Origin of the sequence: Klebsiella sp. GW_Kp182 (assembly GCF_040062275.1) — a bacterium.
Lineage (GTDB): Bacteria > Pseudomonadota > Gammaproteobacteria > Enterobacterales > Enterobacteriaceae > Klebsiella > Klebsiella michiganensis.
In genome coordinates this window covers 19,058-37,558 of the sequence record NZ_JBEAFQ010000043.1, presented here as the reverse complement: position 1 = coordinate 37,558, position 18,501 = coordinate 19,058, and the positions used below count along the sequence as shown (strand labels likewise).

The 18,501-nt window shown below is 56.3% G+C and carries 17 protein-coding genes; 11 read left to right on the top strand and 6 right to left on the bottom strand.

The genetic code is table 11. The annotated features are described in order from the left end of the window. Positions 1 to 64: 64 nt before the first annotated feature. The 5 genes from damX (at position 65) to trpS (ending at position 4,684) form a co-directional block, all read left to right on the top strand. Positions 65 to 1,333: a cell division protein DamX gene (damX, locus tag ABLU88_RS18735; protein WP_348837557.1), complete on the top strand. Its 1,269-nt coding sequence runs from the start codon at positions 65 to 67 to the stop codon at positions 1,331 to 1,333. Between the two features lie 78 nt (positions 1,334 to 1,411). Further along, on the top strand, positions 1,412 to 2,239 hold the full coding sequence (gene dam, locus ABLU88_RS18730) for an adenine-specific DNA-methyltransferase (protein ID WP_348837555.1): 828 nt from the start codon (positions 1,412 to 1,414) through the stop codon (positions 2,237 to 2,239). A 17-nt stretch (positions 2,240 to 2,256) separates the two neighbouring features. After that, positions 2,257 to 2,934: a ribulose-phosphate 3-epimerase gene (gene rpe, locus ABLU88_RS18725; protein WP_004126039.1), complete on the top strand. Its 678-nt coding sequence runs from the start codon at positions 2,257 to 2,259 to the stop codon at positions 2,932 to 2,934. Continuing rightward, a complete protein-coding gene (gene gph, locus ABLU88_RS18720; protein ID WP_004854912.1) occupies positions 2,927 to 3,676 on the top strand; it encodes a phosphoglycolate phosphatase in 750 nt (249 codons plus the stop codon). The genes rpe and gph overlap by 8 nt, the downstream gene beginning before the upstream one ends. Positions 3,677 to 3,679: 3 nt before the next feature. Continuing rightward, positions 3,680 to 4,684, top strand: a complete 1,005-nt coding sequence (gene trpS / locus ABLU88_RS18715; protein WP_004854910.1) for a tryptophan--tRNA ligase — start codon at positions 3,680 to 3,682, stop codon at positions 4,682 to 4,684. Positions 4,685 to 4,773: 89 nt separating this feature from the next. Here trpS and cysG read toward each other — a convergent pair whose 3' ends face one another. The 4 genes from cysG to nirB form a co-directional block, all read right to left on the bottom strand. After that, the gene (gene cysG, locus ABLU88_RS18710; RefSeq protein WP_004854905.1) at positions 4,774 to 6,147 is read right to left on the bottom strand and encodes a siroheme synthase CysG; all 1,374 of its coding nucleotides are present in this window, start codon (positions 6,145 to 6,147) and stop codon (positions 4,774 to 4,776) included. A gap of 107 nt (positions 6,148 to 6,254) precedes the next feature. Further along, positions 6,255 to 7,061, bottom strand: a complete 807-nt coding sequence (gene nirC, locus ABLU88_RS18705; RefSeq protein ID WP_224293521.1) for a nitrite transporter NirC — start codon at positions 7,059 to 7,061, stop codon at positions 6,255 to 6,257. A 136-nt stretch (positions 7,062 to 7,197) separates the two neighbouring features. Then, a complete protein-coding gene (gene nirD / locus ABLU88_RS18700) occupies positions 7,198 to 7,524 on the bottom strand; it encodes a nitrite reductase small subunit NirD (RefSeq protein WP_004854898.1) in 327 nt (108 codons plus the stop codon). After that, entirely contained in the window at positions 7,521 to 10,064 is a 2,544-nt protein-coding gene (gene nirB, locus ABLU88_RS18695; protein WP_032751535.1) for an NADPH-nitrite reductase large subunit, read from the bottom strand. The genes nirD and nirB overlap by 4 nt, the downstream gene beginning before the upstream one ends. Positions 10,065 to 10,304: 240 nt before the next feature. On the opposite strand from nirB, the gene ABLU88_RS18690 reads away from it, so the two are divergent. After that, entirely contained in the window at positions 10,305 to 11,627 is a 1,323-nt protein-coding gene (locus ABLU88_RS18690) for a cytosine deaminase (RefSeq protein ID WP_348837550.1), read from the top strand. On the opposite strand, the gene tsgA is transcribed toward ABLU88_RS18690, so the two are convergent. Beyond that, the gene (tsgA, locus tag ABLU88_RS18685) at positions 11,624 to 12,808 is read right to left on the bottom strand and encodes an MFS transporter TsgA (RefSeq protein WP_182158300.1); all 1,185 of its coding nucleotides are present in this window, start codon (positions 12,806 to 12,808) and stop codon (positions 11,624 to 11,626) included. The genes ABLU88_RS18690 and tsgA overlap by 4 nt on opposite strands. Positions 12,809 to 13,085: 277 nt before the next feature. Between tsgA and ppiA the strand changes: the two genes are divergently transcribed. The 5 genes from ppiA to ABLU88_RS18660 all read left to right on the top strand — a co-directional run bounded on the left by ppiA (position 13,086) and on the right by ABLU88_RS18660 (position 16,428). Further along, positions 13,086 to 13,655: a peptidylprolyl isomerase A gene (gene ppiA, locus ABLU88_RS18680; protein WP_004854889.1), complete on the top strand. Its 570-nt coding sequence runs from the start codon at positions 13,086 to 13,088 to the stop codon at positions 13,653 to 13,655. A gap of 108 nt (positions 13,656 to 13,763) precedes the next feature. Next, the gene (locus ABLU88_RS18675; protein ID WP_004854887.1) at positions 13,764 to 13,931 is read left to right on the top strand and encodes a YhfG family protein; all 168 of its coding nucleotides are present in this window, start codon (positions 13,764 to 13,766) and stop codon (positions 13,929 to 13,931) included. Then, a complete protein-coding gene (locus tag ABLU88_RS18670) occupies positions 13,921 to 14,523 on the top strand; it encodes a putative adenosine monophosphate-protein transferase Fic (RefSeq protein ID WP_348837547.1) in 603 nt (200 codons plus the stop codon). The genes ABLU88_RS18675 and ABLU88_RS18670 overlap by 11 nt, the downstream gene beginning before the upstream one ends. A 31-nt stretch (positions 14,524 to 14,554) precedes the next feature. Beyond that, entirely contained in the window at positions 14,555 to 15,118 is a 564-nt protein-coding gene (gene pabA, locus ABLU88_RS18665; protein WP_014227049.1) for an aminodeoxychorismate synthase component 2, read from the top strand. A gap of 89 nt (positions 15,119 to 15,207) precedes the next feature. Further along, the gene (locus tag ABLU88_RS18660) at positions 15,208 to 16,428 is read left to right on the top strand and encodes an aspartate aminotransferase family protein (protein WP_014839676.1); all 1,221 of its coding nucleotides are present in this window, start codon (positions 15,208 to 15,210) and stop codon (positions 16,426 to 16,428) included. Here the strand turns inward: ABLU88_RS18660 and ABLU88_RS18655 are convergent. Next, positions 16,418 to 18,496 carry a YccS/YhfK family putative transporter gene (locus tag ABLU88_RS18655; RefSeq protein ID WP_064357747.1) on the bottom strand — a complete coding sequence of 693 codons (2,079 nt, stop codon included), beginning with the start codon at positions 18,494 to 18,496 and terminating at the stop codon, positions 16,418 to 16,420. The two genes, ABLU88_RS18660 and ABLU88_RS18655, sit on opposite strands and share 11 nt — an antisense overlap. Positions 18,497 to 18,501: the final 5 nt, after the last annotated feature.

The following is an 18,501-nucleotide window of genomic DNA, read 5'->3' as shown; positions in this document are numbered from 1 at the left end:
GCGGCGTTATCATTTCGGGTGACGTGCAATAGTCGTGAGCATAAGCCTTTTAGTGGGGTGTTAAATGGATGAATTAAAACCAGAAGACGATATGAAAGCCGATCGCAGCGATCGTCGTACTGGTCGTTCTCGTCAGTCTTCAGAGCGTGATGCCGATCCGCAAATCAATTTTGATGATGTCGAACTTGATGATGCTGACGATGGCCGCCCGACGCGCGGCAGCAAAGCACGCCGTGAGCGCGATGAAGAACAGTATGAAGAATACGAAGAAGAAGTAGAGTCTGACGAAGACGATGACGAAGAGCGTCAGGTTGAGCGTCGTCCTCGTAAGCGTAAGAAGGCGCCTGCGAAACCGGCTTCCCGTCAGTACATCATGATGGGCGTGGGGATCCTCGTTCTGCTGCTGCTGATCGTTGGCGTGGGTTCCGCGCTGAAATCACCATCCTCATCCAGCGAGCAAACGGCTTCCGGCGAGAAGAGCATCAACCTGTCCGGCGAGCAGGACAATAATAATACCCAGCCTGCTGCTCAGGATTCATCAGCGGCAAACAACGCGCAGCCGCAGGATGTTTCTCTGCCGCCTATCGCGTCTAACCCGACTCAAGGTCAGGCGACGGCTGAACCCCAAGGCCAGCAGCGCGTTGAGGTTCAGGGCGATCTGAACAATGCGCTGACCCAGCAGCAGGGTCAGATTGATAGCGCGGTCGCGAATTCTACTCTGCCAACTGAACCTGCCACCGTTGCGCCAGTGCGCAATGGCACCGCGGCCCCGCGCCAGGCGACGACAGAGCGTCAGACGGCGGCGACACCGCGCCCGGCGGAGCGTAAGCATACGGTTATCGAACCGAAACCGCAGGCCACGGCGAAAGCGCCGACCCAGCCGAAGCCGGCAGCGGTCCAGCCTAAGCGTGTCGAAAACGTCGCGACCACGACGCCGGCAGCCGCGCAGCCGACTAAGCCTGCCGCAACTGCCCAGGCCAAACCAGCCGCGACCACCGCGCCAGCAGCAACTGCCGCTGCCGCTCCGGCTGCTACGGGTAAAAGTGCGGGTGACGTCAGTTCGATGAAGTCTGCGCCGTCCGGTCACTACACGCTGCAGCTCAGCAGCTCTTCTAACTACAACAACCTCAACAGTTGGGCGAAGAAAGAGAAGCTGGAAAAATATGTTGTCTATGAGACTACGCGTAACGGTCAGCCCTGGTATGTACTGGTGAGCGGCATCTACGCTTCGAAAGATGAAGCGAAACGTGCTGTTGCTACGCTGCCAGCAGATGTACAGGCAAAAAATCCGTGGGCAAAACCGCTGCATCAGGTTCAGTCTGACCTGAAATAATGCCGCAGTGTAGTCTGAAGCGCAGGATGCTGTCGGAGCTTTCTCCACAGCCGGAGAATGTGTAATTAGTTAGGCAGCATGAAAAAGAATCGCGCTTTTCTGAAATGGGCAGGGGGTAAATACCCCCTGCTTGACGATATTAAAAAGCATTTGCCGCAGGGCGACTGCTTGATTGAGCCTTTTGTAGGCGCCGGGTCGGTATTTCTGAATACCGACTTTTCTCGTTATATCCTCGCTGATATCAATAGTGATTTGATTAGTCTGTATAACATCGTCAAGCTGCGTACCGATGACTATGTTACGGCGGCGCGTAAGATGTTTACGCCAGAGAACAACGTCGCAGAGCAGTATTATCGGTTCCGTGATGAGTTCAACCAGAGTCAGGAGCCGTTGCGTCGCGCGGTGCTGTTCCTGTATCTGAATCGTCATGGCTACAATGGCCTGTGTCGCTACAATCTGCGCGGTGAGTTTAACGTGCCGTTTGGTCGCTATAAGAAGCCCTATTTTCCCGAAGCTGAGCTGTATCATTTCGCGGAGAAGGCGCAGCATGCAGAGTTTCATTGTGAATCTTATGAAGAGTGCATGAAGCGGGCAGATAACCGCTCCGTTGTTTACTGCGATCCGCCCTATGCGCCGCTGTCATCAACGGCGAATTTTACGGCTTATCATACGAATAGCTTTAGCCAGGAGCAGCAGGAGCTGCTGGCTAAAAAGGCGGAATCGCTGATGAAAAAGCGCATTCCAGTGCTGATTTCAAACCATCGCACGCCGCTCACTGAGGAGTGGTACAAAAACGCCGCTGAGACGCATATTGTGAAGGTTCGACGCAGCATCAGCAGCAACGGTGGTACACGTAAGAAGGTGGACGAGCTTCTGGCTCTGTACCGTCCGCCCAAGACCAAATAAATTTCAAGGAGATGCGGATGAAGCAGTATTTGATTGCCCCTTCGATTCTGTCGGCTGATTTTGCCCGTCTGGGCGAGGATACCGCCAATGCGTTGGCTGCGGGTGCGGATGTTGTGCACTTTGACGTGATGGACAACCACTACGTGCCGAATCTGACCATTGGTCCGATGGTGCTTAAATCACTGCGAAATTACGGTATCACCGCGCCGATTGATGTGCATTTGATGGTCAAGCCCGTTGACCGCATCGTTCCTGATTTTGCCGCCGCGGGCGCCAGCATCATTACTTTCCATCCGGAAGCTTCTGAACACGTTGACCGCACGCTGCAGCTTATCAAAGAGCACGGCTGTAAAGCCGGTCTGGTGTTTAACCCGGCCACTTCCCTGAGCTACCTCGACTACGTGATGGATAAGCTGGATGTCATCCTGCTGATGTCCGTCAACCCAGGCTTTGGCGGTCAGTCTTTTATTCCGCACACCCTGGAAAAACTGCGTGAAGTTCGTCGTCGCATTGATGAATCCGGCTACGACATCCGTCTGGAAGTCGACGGCGGCGTAAAAGTCAGCAATATCGCTGAGATTGCCGCAGCCGGTGCGGATATGTTTGTTGCCGGATCGGCCATTTTCGATCAGCCTGACTACAAAAAAGTGGTCGATCAAATGCGTAGCGAATTAGCAAAGGTTAGCCATGGATAAGTTACAAAATATTCGCGGCGTGGCGTTCGATCTCGATGGGACGCTGGTCGATAGCGCGCCGGGCTTGACCGCTGCCGTTGATAACGCGCTGTATGCGCTGGAACTGCCGATGGCGGGCGAAGAACGTGTCGTGACCTGGATTGGCAACGGCGCGGACGTTCTGATCCAGCGGGCTCTGACCTGGGCCCGTCAGGAGCGCGCGGCGCTGAGAGCGGCGCAGGGTAAACCTTCCGTCGATCATGATGATATCCCGCAGGCTGAACAGCAGGCCATTTTGCGCAAGCTGTTCGACCGCTACTATGGCGAAGTGGCGGAAGAGGGGAGCTTTTTGTTTCCCGCCGTTGCCGATACGCTGGGCGCGCTGCACGCAAAGGGTCTGCCGCTGGCGCTGGTAACCAATAAACCGACGCCGTTTGTCGCGCCGATTCTGGCGTCGCTGGATATCGCGAAATATTTTACCGTTGTTATCGGCGGCGATGATGTAAAAAACAAAAAACCGCACCCGGAACCGCTGCTTCTGGTCGCGGAGAAACTGGGGCTGGCACCCGCGGAGCTGCTGTTCGTTGGCGACTCGCGCAACGATATTCAGGCCGCGAAGGCCGCGGGCTGCAGCTCGATCGGCCTGACCTACGGCTACAACTACGGCGAGCCGATTTCGCTGAGCGAGCCGGATTATATCTTTGACCAATTTAATGAACTCTTGCCCGCTTTCGGGCTACCGTACAGTGAAACTCAGGAATAAAAAATGACTAAGCCCATCGTTTTTAGTGGCGCACAGCCCTCCGGTGAATTGACCATTGGCAACTATATGGGTGCGCTGCGTCAGTGGGTAAACATGCAGGACGATTACCACTGCATTTACTGCATCGTTGACCAGCACGCGATTACCGTTCGTCAGGACCCGCAGCAGCTGCGTAAGGCCACGCTGGACACGCTGGCGCTGTATCTGGCGTGCGGTATCGACCCGCAAAAAAGCACCATCTTCGTTCAGTCCCACGTGCCGGAGCACGCGCAGCTCGGCTGGGCGCTGAACTGCTACACCTATTTCGGCGAACTGAGCCGTATGACCCAGTTTAAAGACAAGTCATCGCGCTATGCGGAAAACATTAACGCCGGTCTGTTTGACTATCCGGTACTGATGGCTGCCGACATTCTGCTGTATCAGACTAACCAGGTCCCGGTTGGCGAAGACCAGAAACAGCACCTGGAGCTGAGCCGCGATGTCGCCCAGCGTTTCAACGCTATCTACGGCGACGTGTTTAAAGTGCCGGAACCGTTTATTCCAAAATCCGGCGCGCGCGTGATGTCGCTGCTGGAGCCGACCAAAAAGATGTCCAAGTCAGATGATAACCGCAACAACGTTATCGGCCTGCTGGAAGACCCGAAATCGGTGGTGAAGAAGATCAAACGCGCGGTCACCGACTCCGACGAGCCGCCGGTTGTTCGCTACGACATCCAGAACAAAGCGGGCGTCTCGAACCTGCTGGACATCCTCTCTGCCGTTACCGGACAGAGCATTCCAGAGCTGGAGCAGCATTTTGAAGGCAAAATGTACGGTCACCTGAAGGGCGAAGTGGCTGAAGCCGTTTCCGGCATGCTGACCGAACTGCAGGAGCGTTATCACCGATTCCGCGGTGATGAAGCATTCCTCAATCAGGTCATGAAAGAGGGTGCGGAGAAAGCCAGCGCTCGCGCTTCCGTTACCCTGAAAGCGGTTTACGAAGCGATTGGTTTCGTCGCTAAGCCTTGAGCAATTTGCTGGTCTCAGCGCAATAAAAAGCCGGGTGCAATGCATCCGGCTTTTTAATTTGTGAGCGGTTTTGAGCTACATCAGCGTCATTAATGGTTGGAGAACCAGTTTAGCTTATCGCGCAGGCCGACCACGCGGCCGACAATAATCAGCGCCGGGCTGGCCATTTGCTGGGCCAGAATATCCAATTGCTCTAACGTGCCGGTGACAACCTTCTGCGTTATCGCCGTTCCGTTTTCAACGATGGCTGCGGGCATATCCGCCGCCATGCCGTGGGCAATCAGTTTTTCCCGGATCGCCGGGGCCTGGTTCAGGCCCATATAAAACACCAGGGTTTGCTTTTCAACCGCCAGGTTTTCCCAGTCCAGCTCGCCGCCGGTCTTAAGGTGGCCGGTAACCAGGCGCACGCCCTGGGCAAAATCCCGGTGGGTCAGGGGAATGCCCGAGTAGGCGGAACAGCCTGAGGCCGCGGTAATTCCCGGTACAACGGAGAACGGAATACCGGCATGGCACAAGGTTTCCAGCTCTTCGCCACCGCGGCCAAAGATAAACGGATCGCCGCCTTTCAGTCGTACAACGCGTTTCCCCCCCTGGGCTTCGCGCAGCAGAATCTGGTTAATCTCTTCCTGCGGTACGCAGTGGTAGCCCGAGCGTTTACCCACGAAGACCCGGTCGGCATCGCGGCGCACCAGATTCATGATATCGTCGGAGACCAGGCGGTCATAAACCACGACATCGGCCTGCTGTATTTGCTGCAGGCCTTTGAGGGTCAGCAGTCCGGCGTCGCCGGGGCCGGCGCCTACCAGTACCACTTCACCGCGATGATCCAGCGGCTCGGTCAGCAGCTGCTCCGTGGCGTCAGCGACGGCCTGGCGGTCCTCGTTGGCCAGCGACTGCGCCAGCCTGTCGTTAACAAACAGTTTCTCCCAAAAGCGTCGGCGCTCGCCGACGGTGGCAAACTGTTTCTTTACTCTTGAGCGCAGCTGACCTGCGTAGTGGGCCAACTGGCCTAAATGCAGCGGTAAAACTGATTCCAGCTTTTCGCGCAGCAGGCGCGCCAGAACCGGCGAGGTGCCGCCGGATGAGACGGCCACCATCAGCGGCGAGCGGTCGATAATCGACGGCATAATAAAGCTGGCCTGCTGAGGGGCGTCGACCACGTTACAAAATATTCGCCTTTCTTCCGCTGACGCGCTGACTCGTTGATTAACCGCTTCGTTGTCGGTTGCGGCAATGGCCAGCCAGCAGTTATCCAGCAGAGCAGGATTAAACTCGCCCTGAACCAGGGTCAGCATGTTTGCATCGGCCCATACCTGGAATTGCGGCACAAAATCCAGGGCATTGACCGTTAATCTGGCGCCAGCGTCCAGTAACAGGCGAGCTTTACGTTCAGCCACATCGCCGCCGCCGACTAACAGGCAGTCGCGATCGCGTAATTGGCAAAATATAGGCAAATGGTCCACGACATTCCCTCTTAATTATTGGCAGCAGCCTTAGAATCTGGCTATCAGGCTATCTTATTTATCAGGTTGAACCTGGGCAATGTTCAACCTGCCTGCACCGATTACGTCTACTGAGCCAGACTCTTAGTCTCGTTAGTTTTTTCCGGGGCGGGGCGCTCCGATTGCGGCGTAGCATACCAATAACCCAATCCCATAAATACGACACCGGACAAAGTATTGCCGAGTGTTACCCATAACAGATTGTGACCGATTCCCGCAAGCGTGTAGGCATCGCTATGATGGCCAAACCAGGAGAGGGCAAACAGCGTCATATTCGCGACGGAGTGCTCATAGCCGGACGCGATAAACGCCAGCAGACACCACCAGATAGCAATAAATTTTGCCGCGCCTTCGGTACGGATTGCCATCCAGATCGCCAGACACACCAGCCAGTTACACAGTGCGCCTTTGAAAAAGAGCGCCATCGCGGATTGGCTGGTTTTTGCCAGCGCGACGGTGTGGACGAGGCTGGTATCGACCGGCAGCAGGCTGCCGCCGCCCCAGCTATACAGCAGCGCCACGAAAACGGAACCCGCAAGGTTACCCATCCAGGTTTGCGGCAGAATCGCCCACATCTGCCCCTGGCTGATGGTCCCCGCCTTCACGCCCAGGGTCAGGAACATAGTGTGGCCGGTGAACAATTCAGAGCCGGCGATAATCACCAGCGTTAACGCAATGCCAAAGGTGGCGCCCATCACCAGCGGGCGAACGGCAGGGTCGAGCAGGTTGCCGAGGGTGAATATAAGGATGATGCCGAGGCCGACGTAGGCACCCGCCATCATGGCGCTAACCCAGAAGCTGAGTGGATGATTGACCGAGAGGCGCGCAATGCGCCCGGCGTTGGCCGCGCACTTGTTTATTGTGTCCGTAAACATAGGAGTTCCTTTAGCACCTCATCCCTTGCGCTGGCTCTTGGTTAGCTGCCTTCGCGATGCAGTAGAAATGACGTTGTGCCATCAATTGAAGAAAAAAATGCAAAAAAAGGGAGGCGTTGCGCCTCCCGTAAAGTGATTAACCGCGTAGCTGCACGACGCCGTCTTTCACTCGGGCTTCATAGTGCGCCACCGAATGGCTTTCATCTTCCATACACAGGCCGTCGCGCAGGCGGAAGCGCTGCTTTTTCAGCGGACTGGCAACCCACAGCTCGCCCTGATGCTCGGCGATCAGGCCGCGAGACAGGACGCTGGATTCAAAGAACGGGTCGATATTGCTAATCGCAAACACCTGGTCGCCGTGATAGGGGCGGAAAATCGCCACCTGTTTGTCGCCTAACAGCGCGCAGACGCCGGTTTCCGGCAGGATGTCATCGAGTTTGCAGATGTTTTTCCACTGGCTCATGCGTTTTCCTCCACCAGAGTTACCGGGATACGTTCGTAGGGCGCGGCCGGGCGATGCTGTTCACGCTCAGGCACTACCTGGACGTTAGGGTCGCGCTTGTCGCTGTTGATAAAGTGTTTGAAGCGCACCTGGGCCGCTGGGGTGTTAACGGTTTCCGTCCACTCGCAGACTACCGCTTCACGCAGGCGGGCCATCTCTTCTTCCAGATGTTCGTTCAGGCCCAGCTTGTCGTCGATGATGACCGACTTCAGATAATCGATGCCGCCTTCCAGGTTATCCAGCCACGGTGCGGTACGGGTCAGTTTGTCGGCGGTACGGATATAGAACATCATGAAGCGGTCGAGGTATTTCATCAGCGTTTCGCGGTCAAGATCCGCTGCCAGCAGATCCGCGTGGCGCGGCTTCATGCCGCCGTTGCCGCAGACGTAAAGGTTCCAGCCTTTCTCCGTGGCGATGATGCCGACGTCTTTACCCTGGGCTTCCGCACATTCGCGGGTACAGCCGGAGACGCCAAACTTCATTTTATGAGGCGTACGAATGCCTTTGTAGCGGTTTTCCAGCTCGACGCCGAAACCCACGCTGTCGCCTACGCCGTAGCGGCACCAGGTGCTGCCTACGCAGGTTTTCGCCATCCGCAGCGCCTTGGCATACGCGTGACCGGTTTCGAAGCCCGCGTCGATCAGCTGACGCCAGATTTCCGGTAGATCGTCTTTTTGCGCGCCGAACAGGCCGATACGCTGAGAGCCGGTGATCTTGGTGTACAGATTAAATTCGCGGGCGATACGGCCGACGGCCACCAGTCCTTCCGGCGTGATTTCGCCGCCCGCAGAGCGCGGGATAACGGAGTAGGTGCCGTCTTTCTGGATGTTGGCCAGGAAGTTGTCGTTGGTATCCTGCAGCGGGGTATGCTGCGGCTTGAGGATATATTCGTTCCAGCAGGAAGCCAGCAGCGAGCCCACGGTCGGTTTACAAACCTCACAGCCGTAGCCTTTACCGTGTTTCGCCAGCAGCTCTTCAAAGGTTTTGATGCCTTCCACCCGGATGAGGTGGAACAGTTCCTGACGGGAGTATGCAAAGTGCTCGCACAGGTTATTGTTAACTTCGATGCCCTGTTTCGCCAGTTCGGCGTTGAGCACCTGAGTCACCAGCGGGATACAGCCGCCGCAGCCGGTACCGGCTTTGGTTTCCGCCTTCAGCGCCGCCACCGTGTGGCAGCCTTTATTAATGGCGGCAATCAATGCGCCCTTGGTGACGTCAAAGCAGGAGCAAATTTGTGCGCTGTCCGGCAGTTTATCGACGCCGATGGACGGCTTACCGCTGCCCGCGTGCGCTGGGAGGATCAGCGAGTCCGGGTTTTCCGGCAGTTCGATGGCGTTCAGCACCAGCTGCAGCAGGTTGCCGTAATCGCTGGTATCGCCCACCAGCACCGCGCCGAGCAGGGTCTTGTTGTCAGGGCTGACGATAAGGCGTTTGTAGACCTCTTTGCTTTCGTCGAGGTAAACGTAGCTGCGCGCGCCCGGCGTACGACCGTGAGCGTCGCCAATGCCGCCGACGTCAACGCCCAGCAGCTTCAGCTTGGCGCTAAGATCCGCGCCCTCAAAGGCGTTTTCGGTCTGGAGGATATGGTCAACGGTAACCTGAGCCATTTTGTAGCCCGGGGCGACCAGGCCGTAAACGCGGTTGTTCCAGCTGGCGCATTCACCGATGGCGTAGATATCCGGGTCAGAGGTCTGGCAGGCGTCGTTAATCACGATGCCGCCGCGCGGAGCGACTTCCAGACCGCACTGGGTGGCCAGCTTATCGCGCGGGCGGATACCGGTAGAGAAGACGATAAAGTCGACTTCCAGCTCGCTGCCGTCGGCAAAACGCATTGTTTTACGCGCTTCGGTACCTTCCTGAACGATCTCTTTGGTGTTTTTGCTGGTGTGCACCCGCACGCCCATGCTTTCAATCTTACGGCGCAGCTGTTCGCCACCCATCTGATCCAGCTGTTCCGCCATCAGCATGGGGGCGAATTCAATCACGTGGGTCTCAACGCCGAGGTTTTTTAGCGCGCCCGCGGCTTCGAGGCCTAACAGACCGCCGCCGACGACGGCGCCGCGCTTGCTGCGGCGGGCGCAGGCTTCAATCGCGTTCAGGTCTTCAATGGTGCGATAAACAAAGCAGTCCTGAGTTTCAGAACCTTTTATCGGCGGGATCCACGGATAGGAGCCGGTTGCCATAATCAGCTTGTCATAGAAAACGGTACGGCCCGCGCTGGAGTGAATAACCTTCTCCTGGCGGTTGATGGTGATGGCGCGTTCGCCGACCAGCACCTTAACGCCGTGCTTCTCGTAGAAACCTTCCCGTACCAAAGAGAGTTCTTCGGCGGTATGGTGAGAGAAGTAGGAGGAGAGGTGCACGCGGTCGTAGGCGATACGGGGTTCTTCACAGAAGACGGTAATATCGAACAGGCTGGCGTCGGATTTATCAAGAAGGTCCTCAATAAAGCGGTGGCCGACCATACCATTACCAATGATAGCGAGTCTGACTTTGCTCATTTTTGCCTCGATTTCTTTTATATTACCGCCTACCTTAACGATTCAGCCGCGACACTTATTGATGCAAATCAATTACACCTTTACCTACTACTTAAGTGGTATGTTTATGATTTGTCAGTATTTTTATAAGTAACGGAAAACGCTGGCTTTTCCTTTTTGCTTTTTTTATGTACAAAATTAGCAACGGATACCCACGGCGGGTTGAGTAAAACTTCAGCAACAATTACGGGAGTCATCGATATGACAGCAGCGCCGCTTTGGTTAATTGAGAACGTTCGTCTGCCCGATCGCGAAGGGTTATGGCAGATAGCGATAGACAAGGGGCGCTTCGGGGATATCACCCCTATGGGGGAGGCGCGCAAAGAGAATTTTGAAGTGCTGAACGCCCGCGGCGGACTGGCCATCCCCCCTTTTATTGAGCCGCATATCCACCTTGATACGACCCAAACCGCCGGAGAGCCGAACTGGAACCAGTCCGGGACGCTGTTTGAAGGGATTGAGCGTTGGGCGGAGCGTAAGGCTTTATTGAGCCATGAGGACGTTAAAGCCCGCGCGTGGAAGACGCTGAAGTGGGAGATCGCCAACGGCATCCAGTTTGTCCGTACCCACGTTGATGTTTCCGATCCGACGCTGACCGCGCTCAAAGCCATGCTGGAGGTAAAGCAGGAGGTCGCGCCGTGGGTAGAGCTGCAGATTGTCGCCTTCCCCCAGGAGGGCATTTTATCCTACCCCAATGGTGAGGCCCTGCTGGAAGAGGCGCTGCGTCTGGGGGCCGACGTGGTGGGCGCGATTCCGCATTTTGAATTTACGCGCGAATATGGCGTGGAATCCCTGCACATCGCTTTCCGTCTGGCGAAAAAGTATCAGCGGCCTCTGGATATCCACTGCGATGAAATTGATGATGAACAGTCGCGGTTCGTTGAAACCGTGGCGGCCCTGGCGTTAAAAGAGGGGATAGGTCCGCAAGTAACCGCCAGCCATACCACCGCGATGCACTCCTACAATGGCGCCTATACGTCACGTCTTTTTCGTTTGCTGAAGCTCTCCGGCATTAACTTCGTCGCTAACCCGCTGGTCAATATTCACCTCCAGGGACGCTTTGACGACTATCCGAAGCGTCGCGGTATCACGCGCGTGAAGGAGCTGATGGCGGCGGGCATTAACGTCTGCTTTGGCCATGACGATGTATTTGACCCCTGGTATCCGCTGGGGACCGGCAATATGCTGCAGGTGCTGCACATGGGTCTGCACGTTTGCCAGATGATGGGCTATCAGCAGATTAACGAGGGACTGAAGCTGGTCACGGAAAATAGCGCGCGCACGTTTGGCCTGAGCGATTACGGTATTGCGACGGGGAACACGGCGAATCTGGTGATTCTGCCCGCGGAAAACGGGTTTGAGGCCGTGCGTTGTCAGGTTCCGGTGCGTTGGTCAATCCGCCAGGGGAGAGTCATCGCCACCACACAGCTGGCGCAAACCTGGGTTCAGATGGATCGGGGCGGGGAGGAGCTGTTCTTTACCCGAAATAGCCCCTTTGCCGGAACAAAGGGGCCTGAGGCTTAGTGCGATTCCGCTGCCGCGTTGTTCTGACGGTGGCGGGAGACGAAGCCGAGGATCAGACACATCACAAACACCACGGCATAGAGGCCGTTAGCGGTATGCAGCGCTGCCAGCGGACCGCTGGCGGCAACGATAGGGCCGGTCACGACGAAAGTCAGCATAGTACCCACGGTGCCGCAGGTCAGAATGAAGTTCACCAGCTTCGGCGACGACACTCGGGTTTGCTGTGAACCCAGGGTGATGATCGACGTATAGATGGCGCTGGAGAAGAAGCCGAGGGTCAGAATAAACCACGGCATATGCTCCGGCGAACCGTTGATAAACAGATACATCAGTGCCGTCGCTACGCCCGCCAGCACGGTCAGAATACGCTGCAGGTCGAAGAAGCGCAGGATGAAGCTGAAAGACCACATGCCGATCATGTACGACATCCAGAAATCGCTCACCAGTTTACCCGCGTCGCCAAGACTCATGCCCAGGCCTTTGGCGTATTCCGGCACCCAGGAGATGAAGCCCAGCTGACCGAGGATGTAGCATAGCGCAGCGATGGAGAGGAACAGCACGCCGATACCCCATTTCTCTTTCACTACCGGCTGGCTATCCTGCAGGGCTTTTTTGCCCAATACCGGGAATTCGCAGCCGAAGGTCAGAATGAAAATAGCGACGTAGACCAGGCCGATGCAGGCATAAACCCAGTACCATTCGATGCTGCGCGCCAGCAGATAAGCGGCCAGCATCGGGAAGATCATCCCCGCCATGCTGAAGAAGGAGTCGGTGAACAGCAGACGCGCCCCGCGCTGACGGCCTTCATACATATGGGTGATCAGGAAGGTACCAATCGACATGGTAATCCCGCTGACCAGGCCAAGCACGAACATCGAAGCGGAAAACAGCGCCAGGCTGTGGCTGAACATTAAACCCGCGACGGCCAGAACCATCAGGATAAAGCCAAAACGCAGCTGGGTTTTCAGCGGAACAATTTCCATCAGCCAGGCGTTCAGGAAGATAGAGATCAGGATACCGGCATTAAGGAAAGTAAAGGTGTTGCTCATACTGGAAACGGGCAGATGAAAATAATCTGCGATATTTCCCATCACCATCCCGGTGACAATCACCAACGCGCCGGTCAGGGCGTAGGAGAAGAAGCTGATCCATGTGAGCTTGATACGATTGCTGTTAGTCATGACTGGCCTGTGAATAGAAATGTAAAGCGCGTTGACTCTGCGCCGGGCGGACAGATTTTATGCGTTAGCGTGATTCAAGCAAACGTTTATTCTGAAATTTATATCTTTTTGCAATTCTTAGTGTGACTCATATCACATTTATCTATTTGGCCGATCGCCAGGCCCATCGTTACAACTGTTTCAGCTAAGTAAAATTAGGTAAAAGGCTGGCCCAGGATGCAAAGGCTCTTTAGAATCAAAGCACTCGGTTTTTATTCTGCTCCGTTAAGGAATTTCCATGCTCAAATCAACTCTCGCGGCGGTGGCTGCCGTTTTCGCCATTTCAGCATTCTCCCCGGCCATGGCGGCAAAAGGGGATCCCCATGTGTTGCTGACCACGTCTGCGGGCAATATTGAGCTTGAGCTGAATAGCCAGAAAGCACCCATCTCGGTGGATAACTTCCTCAAGTACGTGAACAGCGGCTTTTATAACAACACCACTTTTCACCGGGTGATCCCGGGCTTTATGGTGCAGGGCGGCGGCTTTAACGAGCAGATGCAGCAGAAACAGCCTAATCCACCGATTAAAAACGAAGCCGACAACGGCCTGCGCAATACGCGTGGCACCATCGCCATGGCGCGTACCGCCGATCAGGACAGCGCCACCAGCCAGTTCTTTATCAATATTGCGGATAACGCCTTCCTCGATCATGGCCAGCGTGATTTTGGCTATGCGGTGTTTGGTAAAGTCGTTAAAGGTATGGACGTGGCGGATAAGATTTCTCAGGTGCCGACCCATAACGTTGGCCCGTATCAGAATGTACCGTCCAAACCTATCGTGATCCTTTCCGCAAAAGTTCTGCCGTAATCTTATTTTGCGCGGGTAACCCGTACCCGCGCAGCCCCCGCTTCCCTGCGAAATCGTTTTTTGCCGCTTATACTTGTGGCAACTGCGGACGCGTCAGGGAGGTGTTAAATGAAAAAGCTCACCGAAAAACAGAAGTCCCGTCTCTGGGAGGATCGACGTAACGTGAATTTTCAGGCCAGCCGACGGCTGGAGGGCGTCGATGTTCCGCTGATAACCCTTACCCCCGAAGAAGCCCTGGCGCGCATTGCGGCGTTAAGGAGTCACTATGAGCGATAAATTCGGCGAGGGGCGGGACCCCTATCTCTACCCCGGTCTTAAGGTGATGCGCAACCGCCTGGGGATTCGCCAGGCTCAGCGACTTGAGCAGGCGGCGTGGGAGCTGACCGCATTACGCGCGGCAACCATTGAACTCGGGCCGTTGGTGCGGGGATTGCCTCATCTCTGCGCTATTCATCGCCAGCTCTATCAGGATGTCTTCGACTGGGCGGGGCAGCTGCGTGAAGTGGATATCTATCAGGGCGACACCCGTTTCTGCCATTTCGCCTATATCGAAAAAGAGGGGAACGCGCTGCTTCAGGATCTTGAAGAGGAAGGTTATCTGGTGGGTCTCGCGCAGGATAAATTCATTGAACGTCTTGCTCATTACTACTGCGAAATTAACGTCCTGCATCCTTTCCGTCTCGGTAACGGCATGGCGCAACGCATTTTCTTTGAGCAGCTGGCTATTCATGCGGGCTATACGCTGGATTGGCGCGATATTGCGGTCGATGCGTGGAACCAGGCCAACCAGAGCGGAGCGATGGGCGACCTTTCTCCACTGCGGACGATAATTCGCAAAGTGGTAAGCGAAGCGACGGAAACTGAGTAGAATAGCGCGGTTCTTTGTTCCCGGAGCCGCTATGATCCTGCTTATCGATAACTACGATTCTTTCACCTGGAATTTGTACCAGTATTTCTGCGAACTTGGGGCGGAAGTGCTGGTCAGGCGTAACGACGAGCTGACGTTAGCGGACATTATTTCCCTGGCGCCAGCGAAAATCGTTATCTCGCCGGGCCCCTGTACGCCGGATGAGTCGGGGATTTCACTGGCGGCGATCCGCCATTTTTCCGGCCAAACGCCGATCTTAGGCGTTTGCCTCGGCCATCAGGCCATCGCCCAGGTTTTCGGCGCCGCTATCGTACGAGCCGCCAAAGTCATGCACGGGAAAACGTCCCCCGTCAGCCATACCGGCCAAGGGGTGTTCCTTGGACTGAATAACCCGCTTACGGTGACCCGCTACCACTCCCTGCTCATTGATCCGCTAACGCTGCCTGAATGCTTTGAGGTGACCGCCCGCAGCGAAGAGGGAGAGATCATGGGCATTCGCCACCGCGTGTTCGATCTCGAGGGCGTGCAGTTTCATCCGGAGAGTATTCTCAGCGAGCAGGGCCACCAGCTGCTGGCAAACTTCCTCAATCGGTGATTTGTAGTTGCCATGAGTTGATTTTTTATGCATATTTTGTGATTAGATTATCATAATCATTGCTGCATAACGTAAAGGATGGGCACCACATGGCAACTGAACAACCGGCAATCACCCGCGCTACATTCGATGAGGTCATTTTGCCGATTTATGCACCGGCAGAATTTATTCCGGTGAAGGGTAAGGGAAGCCGGGTATGGGATCAGCAGGGTAAAGAGTACGTTGATTTCGCCGGTGGGATTGCCGTGACCGCGCTCGGTCATTGCCATCCGGCGCTGGTGGCGGCACTGCATGAGCAGGGTGAAAAGCTGTGGCATACCAGCAACGTTTTTACCAACGAACCGGCCCTGCGACTCGGGCGGAAGCTGGTGGATGCGACTTTTGCCGATCGCGTCGTGTTTATGAACTCCGGTACGGAAGCTAACGAAACGGCTTTCAAGCTGGCTCGCCATTACACCGTGACCCGCCATAGCCCGTACAAAACCAAAATCATCGCTTTCCATAATGCGTTTCACGGTCGCTCGCTTTTCACCGTCTCGGTCGGCGGTCAGCCGAAATATTCCGACGGGTTTGGGCCGAAACCGGCCGATATCGTTCACGTGCCGTTTAACGATTTACACGCGGTGAAAGCCGTGATGGACGATCATACCTGCGCGGTGGTGGTCGAGCCGATTCAGGGTGAAGGCGGAGTGACGGCGGCGACGCCGGAATTCCTGCAAGGATTGCGCGATCTCTGCGACCAGCACCAGGCACTGCTGGTGTTTGATGAAGTACAGTGCGGTATGGGGCGCACAGGCTCGCTGTTTGCCTATATGCACTACGGCGTGACGCCGGATATTCTGACCAGCGCCAAGGCGCTTGGCGGAGGCTTCCCTATCAGCGCCATGCTGACCACCCATGATATCGCCAGCGCTTTCCACGCCGGTTCTCACGGCTCAACCTACGGCGGTAACCCCCTGGCCTGCGCGGTCGGCGGAGCAGCCTTCGATCTGATTAATACGCCGGAAGTGCTGGACGGCGTCACCGCGAAGCGCGAGCTGTTTGTTGAGCACCTTCAGCGCATTGACGCGCGGTTCGATCTGTTCAGCGATATTCGCGGCATGGGTCTGCTTATCGGCGCCGAGCTGAAGCCGCAGTATCACGGGAAGGCGCGCGATTTCCTCTACGCCGCCGCAGAGGCGGGCGTCATGGTGCTCAATGCCGGACCGGACGTGATGCGCTTCGTACCGTCGCTGGTGATTGATGATAGCGATATTGCTGAAGGCATGGCGCGCTTTGCCCTGGCGGTTGAGCGGGTGCTTAGCGCTTAGTGGCGCGCAGCCAGATGCCATGATGCGGACGCTGACGCCATGCCACCGATGAAATGGTGTGCATGGTGTTCAGATGCCCGAGGATGCGCTGCAAATGCTGCTCCATCGTACTGAGCGGGCCGCGAGGAACCTCCGCATCCTGCGCCTCCATAATGTTCACATCCCCCGCGCTGCCCGGCCCGTCGGAATCCAGCCGCTGCTGGCAGCGCTGGAGCGCAATCTCGCAGGATTCCAGATAACGCTGCGCCAGATCCGGCGTCAGCATATTGTGCTCGCGCGCCAGAGTGGTCATCGCGTTAATATGCTCGACAATAAACTGGCTGTGGGTCACCCACAGCTTCATGTCTTCCAGATAGTGCGAGTTAAAGCCGGGTTCCTGCATCGCCTGATTCAGCGAGTTAAACAGCGCGTTATGCGCCTGATTAACGCGCATGCGCTGGTAGGCCAGCGCCGGGGCCTGATGATCGTCGCTGAGGATCAGCCTGAGCGCTTCCTGATCGGCTTCCAGCGCATCGTGGGCATTTTTGCGCAGCAGCCCGCTTTGCCACTGCGGCCATAGCCAGACCATTCCGCCGAAGGCGATCAGACAGCCAATCAGCGTATCAATCAGTCTGGCGATGATAAACTGCTCGCCGTTCAGGGTGAGCAGCTGCAGAGTGTACACCGCCGTCACCGTAAACCCGACCATCGCCCAGCCGTAGTGCTTGCGGATAATCAGATAGCTTAACAGCGTGATGAACAGCATCGCGGTCAGCGTATAGCCTTCAGGAACGTGAAAGTGCAGCGTGAGCCCGGCAATGACCAGTCCCGCAATGGTTCCGGCAGCCCGATGGACGATACGTACCCGGGTTGCGCCGTAGCCGTTTTGCGTCACGAACAGCACGGTCATCAGGATCCAGTAGGGCTTAGGCAGATGCAGCGCGCTGCCCATCAGGCTGGCGACGCTCAGCATCACGCTGATACGCGCCGCGTTTCGTAACGCCGGCGACTTAAGCGACAGATAGTTTTTCAACGCGGGCAGCAGCGGCAGGCGGCGGGTTTTATCCGCCATCAGGTTACGCGCGTATAGCGGGCGCTGGGTGCGCAGAACCCTGGCAATGCGGCTGAAGTGCCAGGCGCAGAACTGGCCAACCGGATTATCCGGATGCTGCCAGGCGATTTTTTCCAGCGCGCCGATCTGTTTATCCATCTGAAAGCGCTGAGGATAACGGTGGTAGAGGAGATCGTCCGCCAGCTCCCGCAGGCGGGCGGCAACGGTTTGCGCGTTCCAGCGAATCACCGCTTCCGCGTGGCTGCGCTCCACCAGTTTCTGCACCTCTTCCGGCTGATGAAGACTGACGGAAATATGTTCCTGAAGGTCCAGTCCAACCTGGAAAGCGCGCAGCAGGCGTTTGTGATCGCTGCGCTGGTTAGCCGCCAGCATATGCATCTGCTGATAGCACTGGGTAATCAGATCCACCACCTTCTGCTGGCGGTTGAGCAGCGGCGGCAGCGATGTGGCGGGGTCCGTATGCTGGGTAAGCAGACTGTATTTGGCCTCGCAGTAGTTGGCCAGCTCCCGGTAGAGCAGGCTTAATGATTCGCGCAGCGGCTGTTCGCGCCACAGCCAAAACCAGAACCAGTTAAACACGCCATACCATAAGGTGCCCATGGCGTAGATTAACAGCGGCTCCCAGATCGGCATATTGCCAGCGAGACTGAGGGTAAAAATAGCCGCGATAAGCGAGGCGGGCAGCAGCCGAGCGTGCAGGGAGCTGATTTCGGCGGTGACGCCGAGGATGAGCGCCAGACCCGTGAGGATCAGCGGCAAAGGGATGTCTCGCTGCAGAAGGAGCTGAACGATCAGGCTACAGCCGGCAAACAGGCTGCCGCCGATAATCAGGCGTTTAAAGAAGCGTTTATGCGGCGTATCCAGCCCGGCAACGTTGCAGCAGGCGGGAACAAGAGAAAACAGCAGCCCCTGCTGGAGATGACCGAGCAGAAGCCCAATCGCAACCGGCAGACACAACACCAGCGTTTGCCGCAGTGCATAGTTGACTTCCGGGTGGTAAATCAGCCTGCGCCACATGAGGG

What these genes read in the sequence shown, in the direction of transcription:
- nirC (WP_224293521.1), bottom strand. Translation starts at nt 7,061, where the DNA reads ATGTTTACGGACACAATAAACAAGTGCGCGGCCAACGCCGGGCGCATT.
- rpe (WP_004126039.1), top strand. Translation starts at nt 2,257, where the DNA reads ATGAAGCAGTATTTGATTGCCCCTTCGATTCTGTCGGCTGATTTTGCC.
- damX (WP_348837557.1), top strand. Translation starts at nt 65, where the DNA reads ATGGATGAATTAAAACCAGAAGACGATATGAAAGCCGATCGCAGCGAT.
- trpS (WP_004854910.1), top strand. Translation starts at nt 3,680, where the DNA reads ATGACTAAGCCCATCGTTTTTAGTGGCGCACAGCCCTCCGGTGAATTG.
- ABLU88_RS18660 (WP_014839676.1), top strand. Translation starts at nt 15,208, where the DNA reads ATGGCAACTGAACAACCGGCAATCACCCGCGCTACATTCGATGAGGTC.
- ppiA (WP_004854889.1), top strand. Translation starts at nt 13,086, where the DNA reads ATGCTCAAATCAACTCTCGCGGCGGTGGCTGCCGTTTTCGCCATTTCA.
- ABLU88_RS18675 (WP_004854887.1), top strand. Translation starts at nt 13,764, where the DNA reads ATGAAAAAGCTCACCGAAAAACAGAAGTCCCGTCTCTGGGAGGATCGA.
- nirD (WP_004854898.1), bottom strand. Translation starts at nt 7,524, where the DNA reads ATGAGCCAGTGGAAAAACATCTGCAAACTCGATGACATCCTGCCGGAA.
- tsgA (WP_182158300.1), bottom strand. Translation starts at nt 12,808, where the DNA reads ATGACTAACAGCAATCGTATCAAGCTCACATGGATCAGCTTCTTCTCC.
- ABLU88_RS18655 (WP_064357747.1), bottom strand. Translation starts at nt 18,496, where the DNA reads ATGTGGCGCAGGCTGATTTACCACCCGGAAGTCAACTATGCACTGCGG.
- nirB (WP_032751535.1), bottom strand. Translation starts at nt 10,064, where the DNA reads ATGAGCAAAGTCAGACTCGCTATCATTGGTAATGGTATGGTCGGCCAC.
- gph (WP_004854912.1), top strand. Translation starts at nt 2,927, where the DNA reads ATGGATAAGTTACAAAATATTCGCGGCGTGGCGTTCGATCTCGATGGG.
- ABLU88_RS18690 (WP_348837550.1), top strand. Translation starts at nt 10,305, where the DNA reads ATGACAGCAGCGCCGCTTTGGTTAATTGAGAACGTTCGTCTGCCCGAT.
- ABLU88_RS18670 (WP_348837547.1), top strand. Translation starts at nt 13,921, where the DNA reads ATGAGCGATAAATTCGGCGAGGGGCGGGACCCCTATCTCTACCCCGGT.
- dam (WP_348837555.1), top strand. Translation starts at nt 1,412, where the DNA reads ATGAAAAAGAATCGCGCTTTTCTGAAATGGGCAGGGGGTAAATACCCC.
- pabA (WP_014227049.1), top strand. Translation starts at nt 14,555, where the DNA reads ATGATCCTGCTTATCGATAACTACGATTCTTTCACCTGGAATTTGTAC.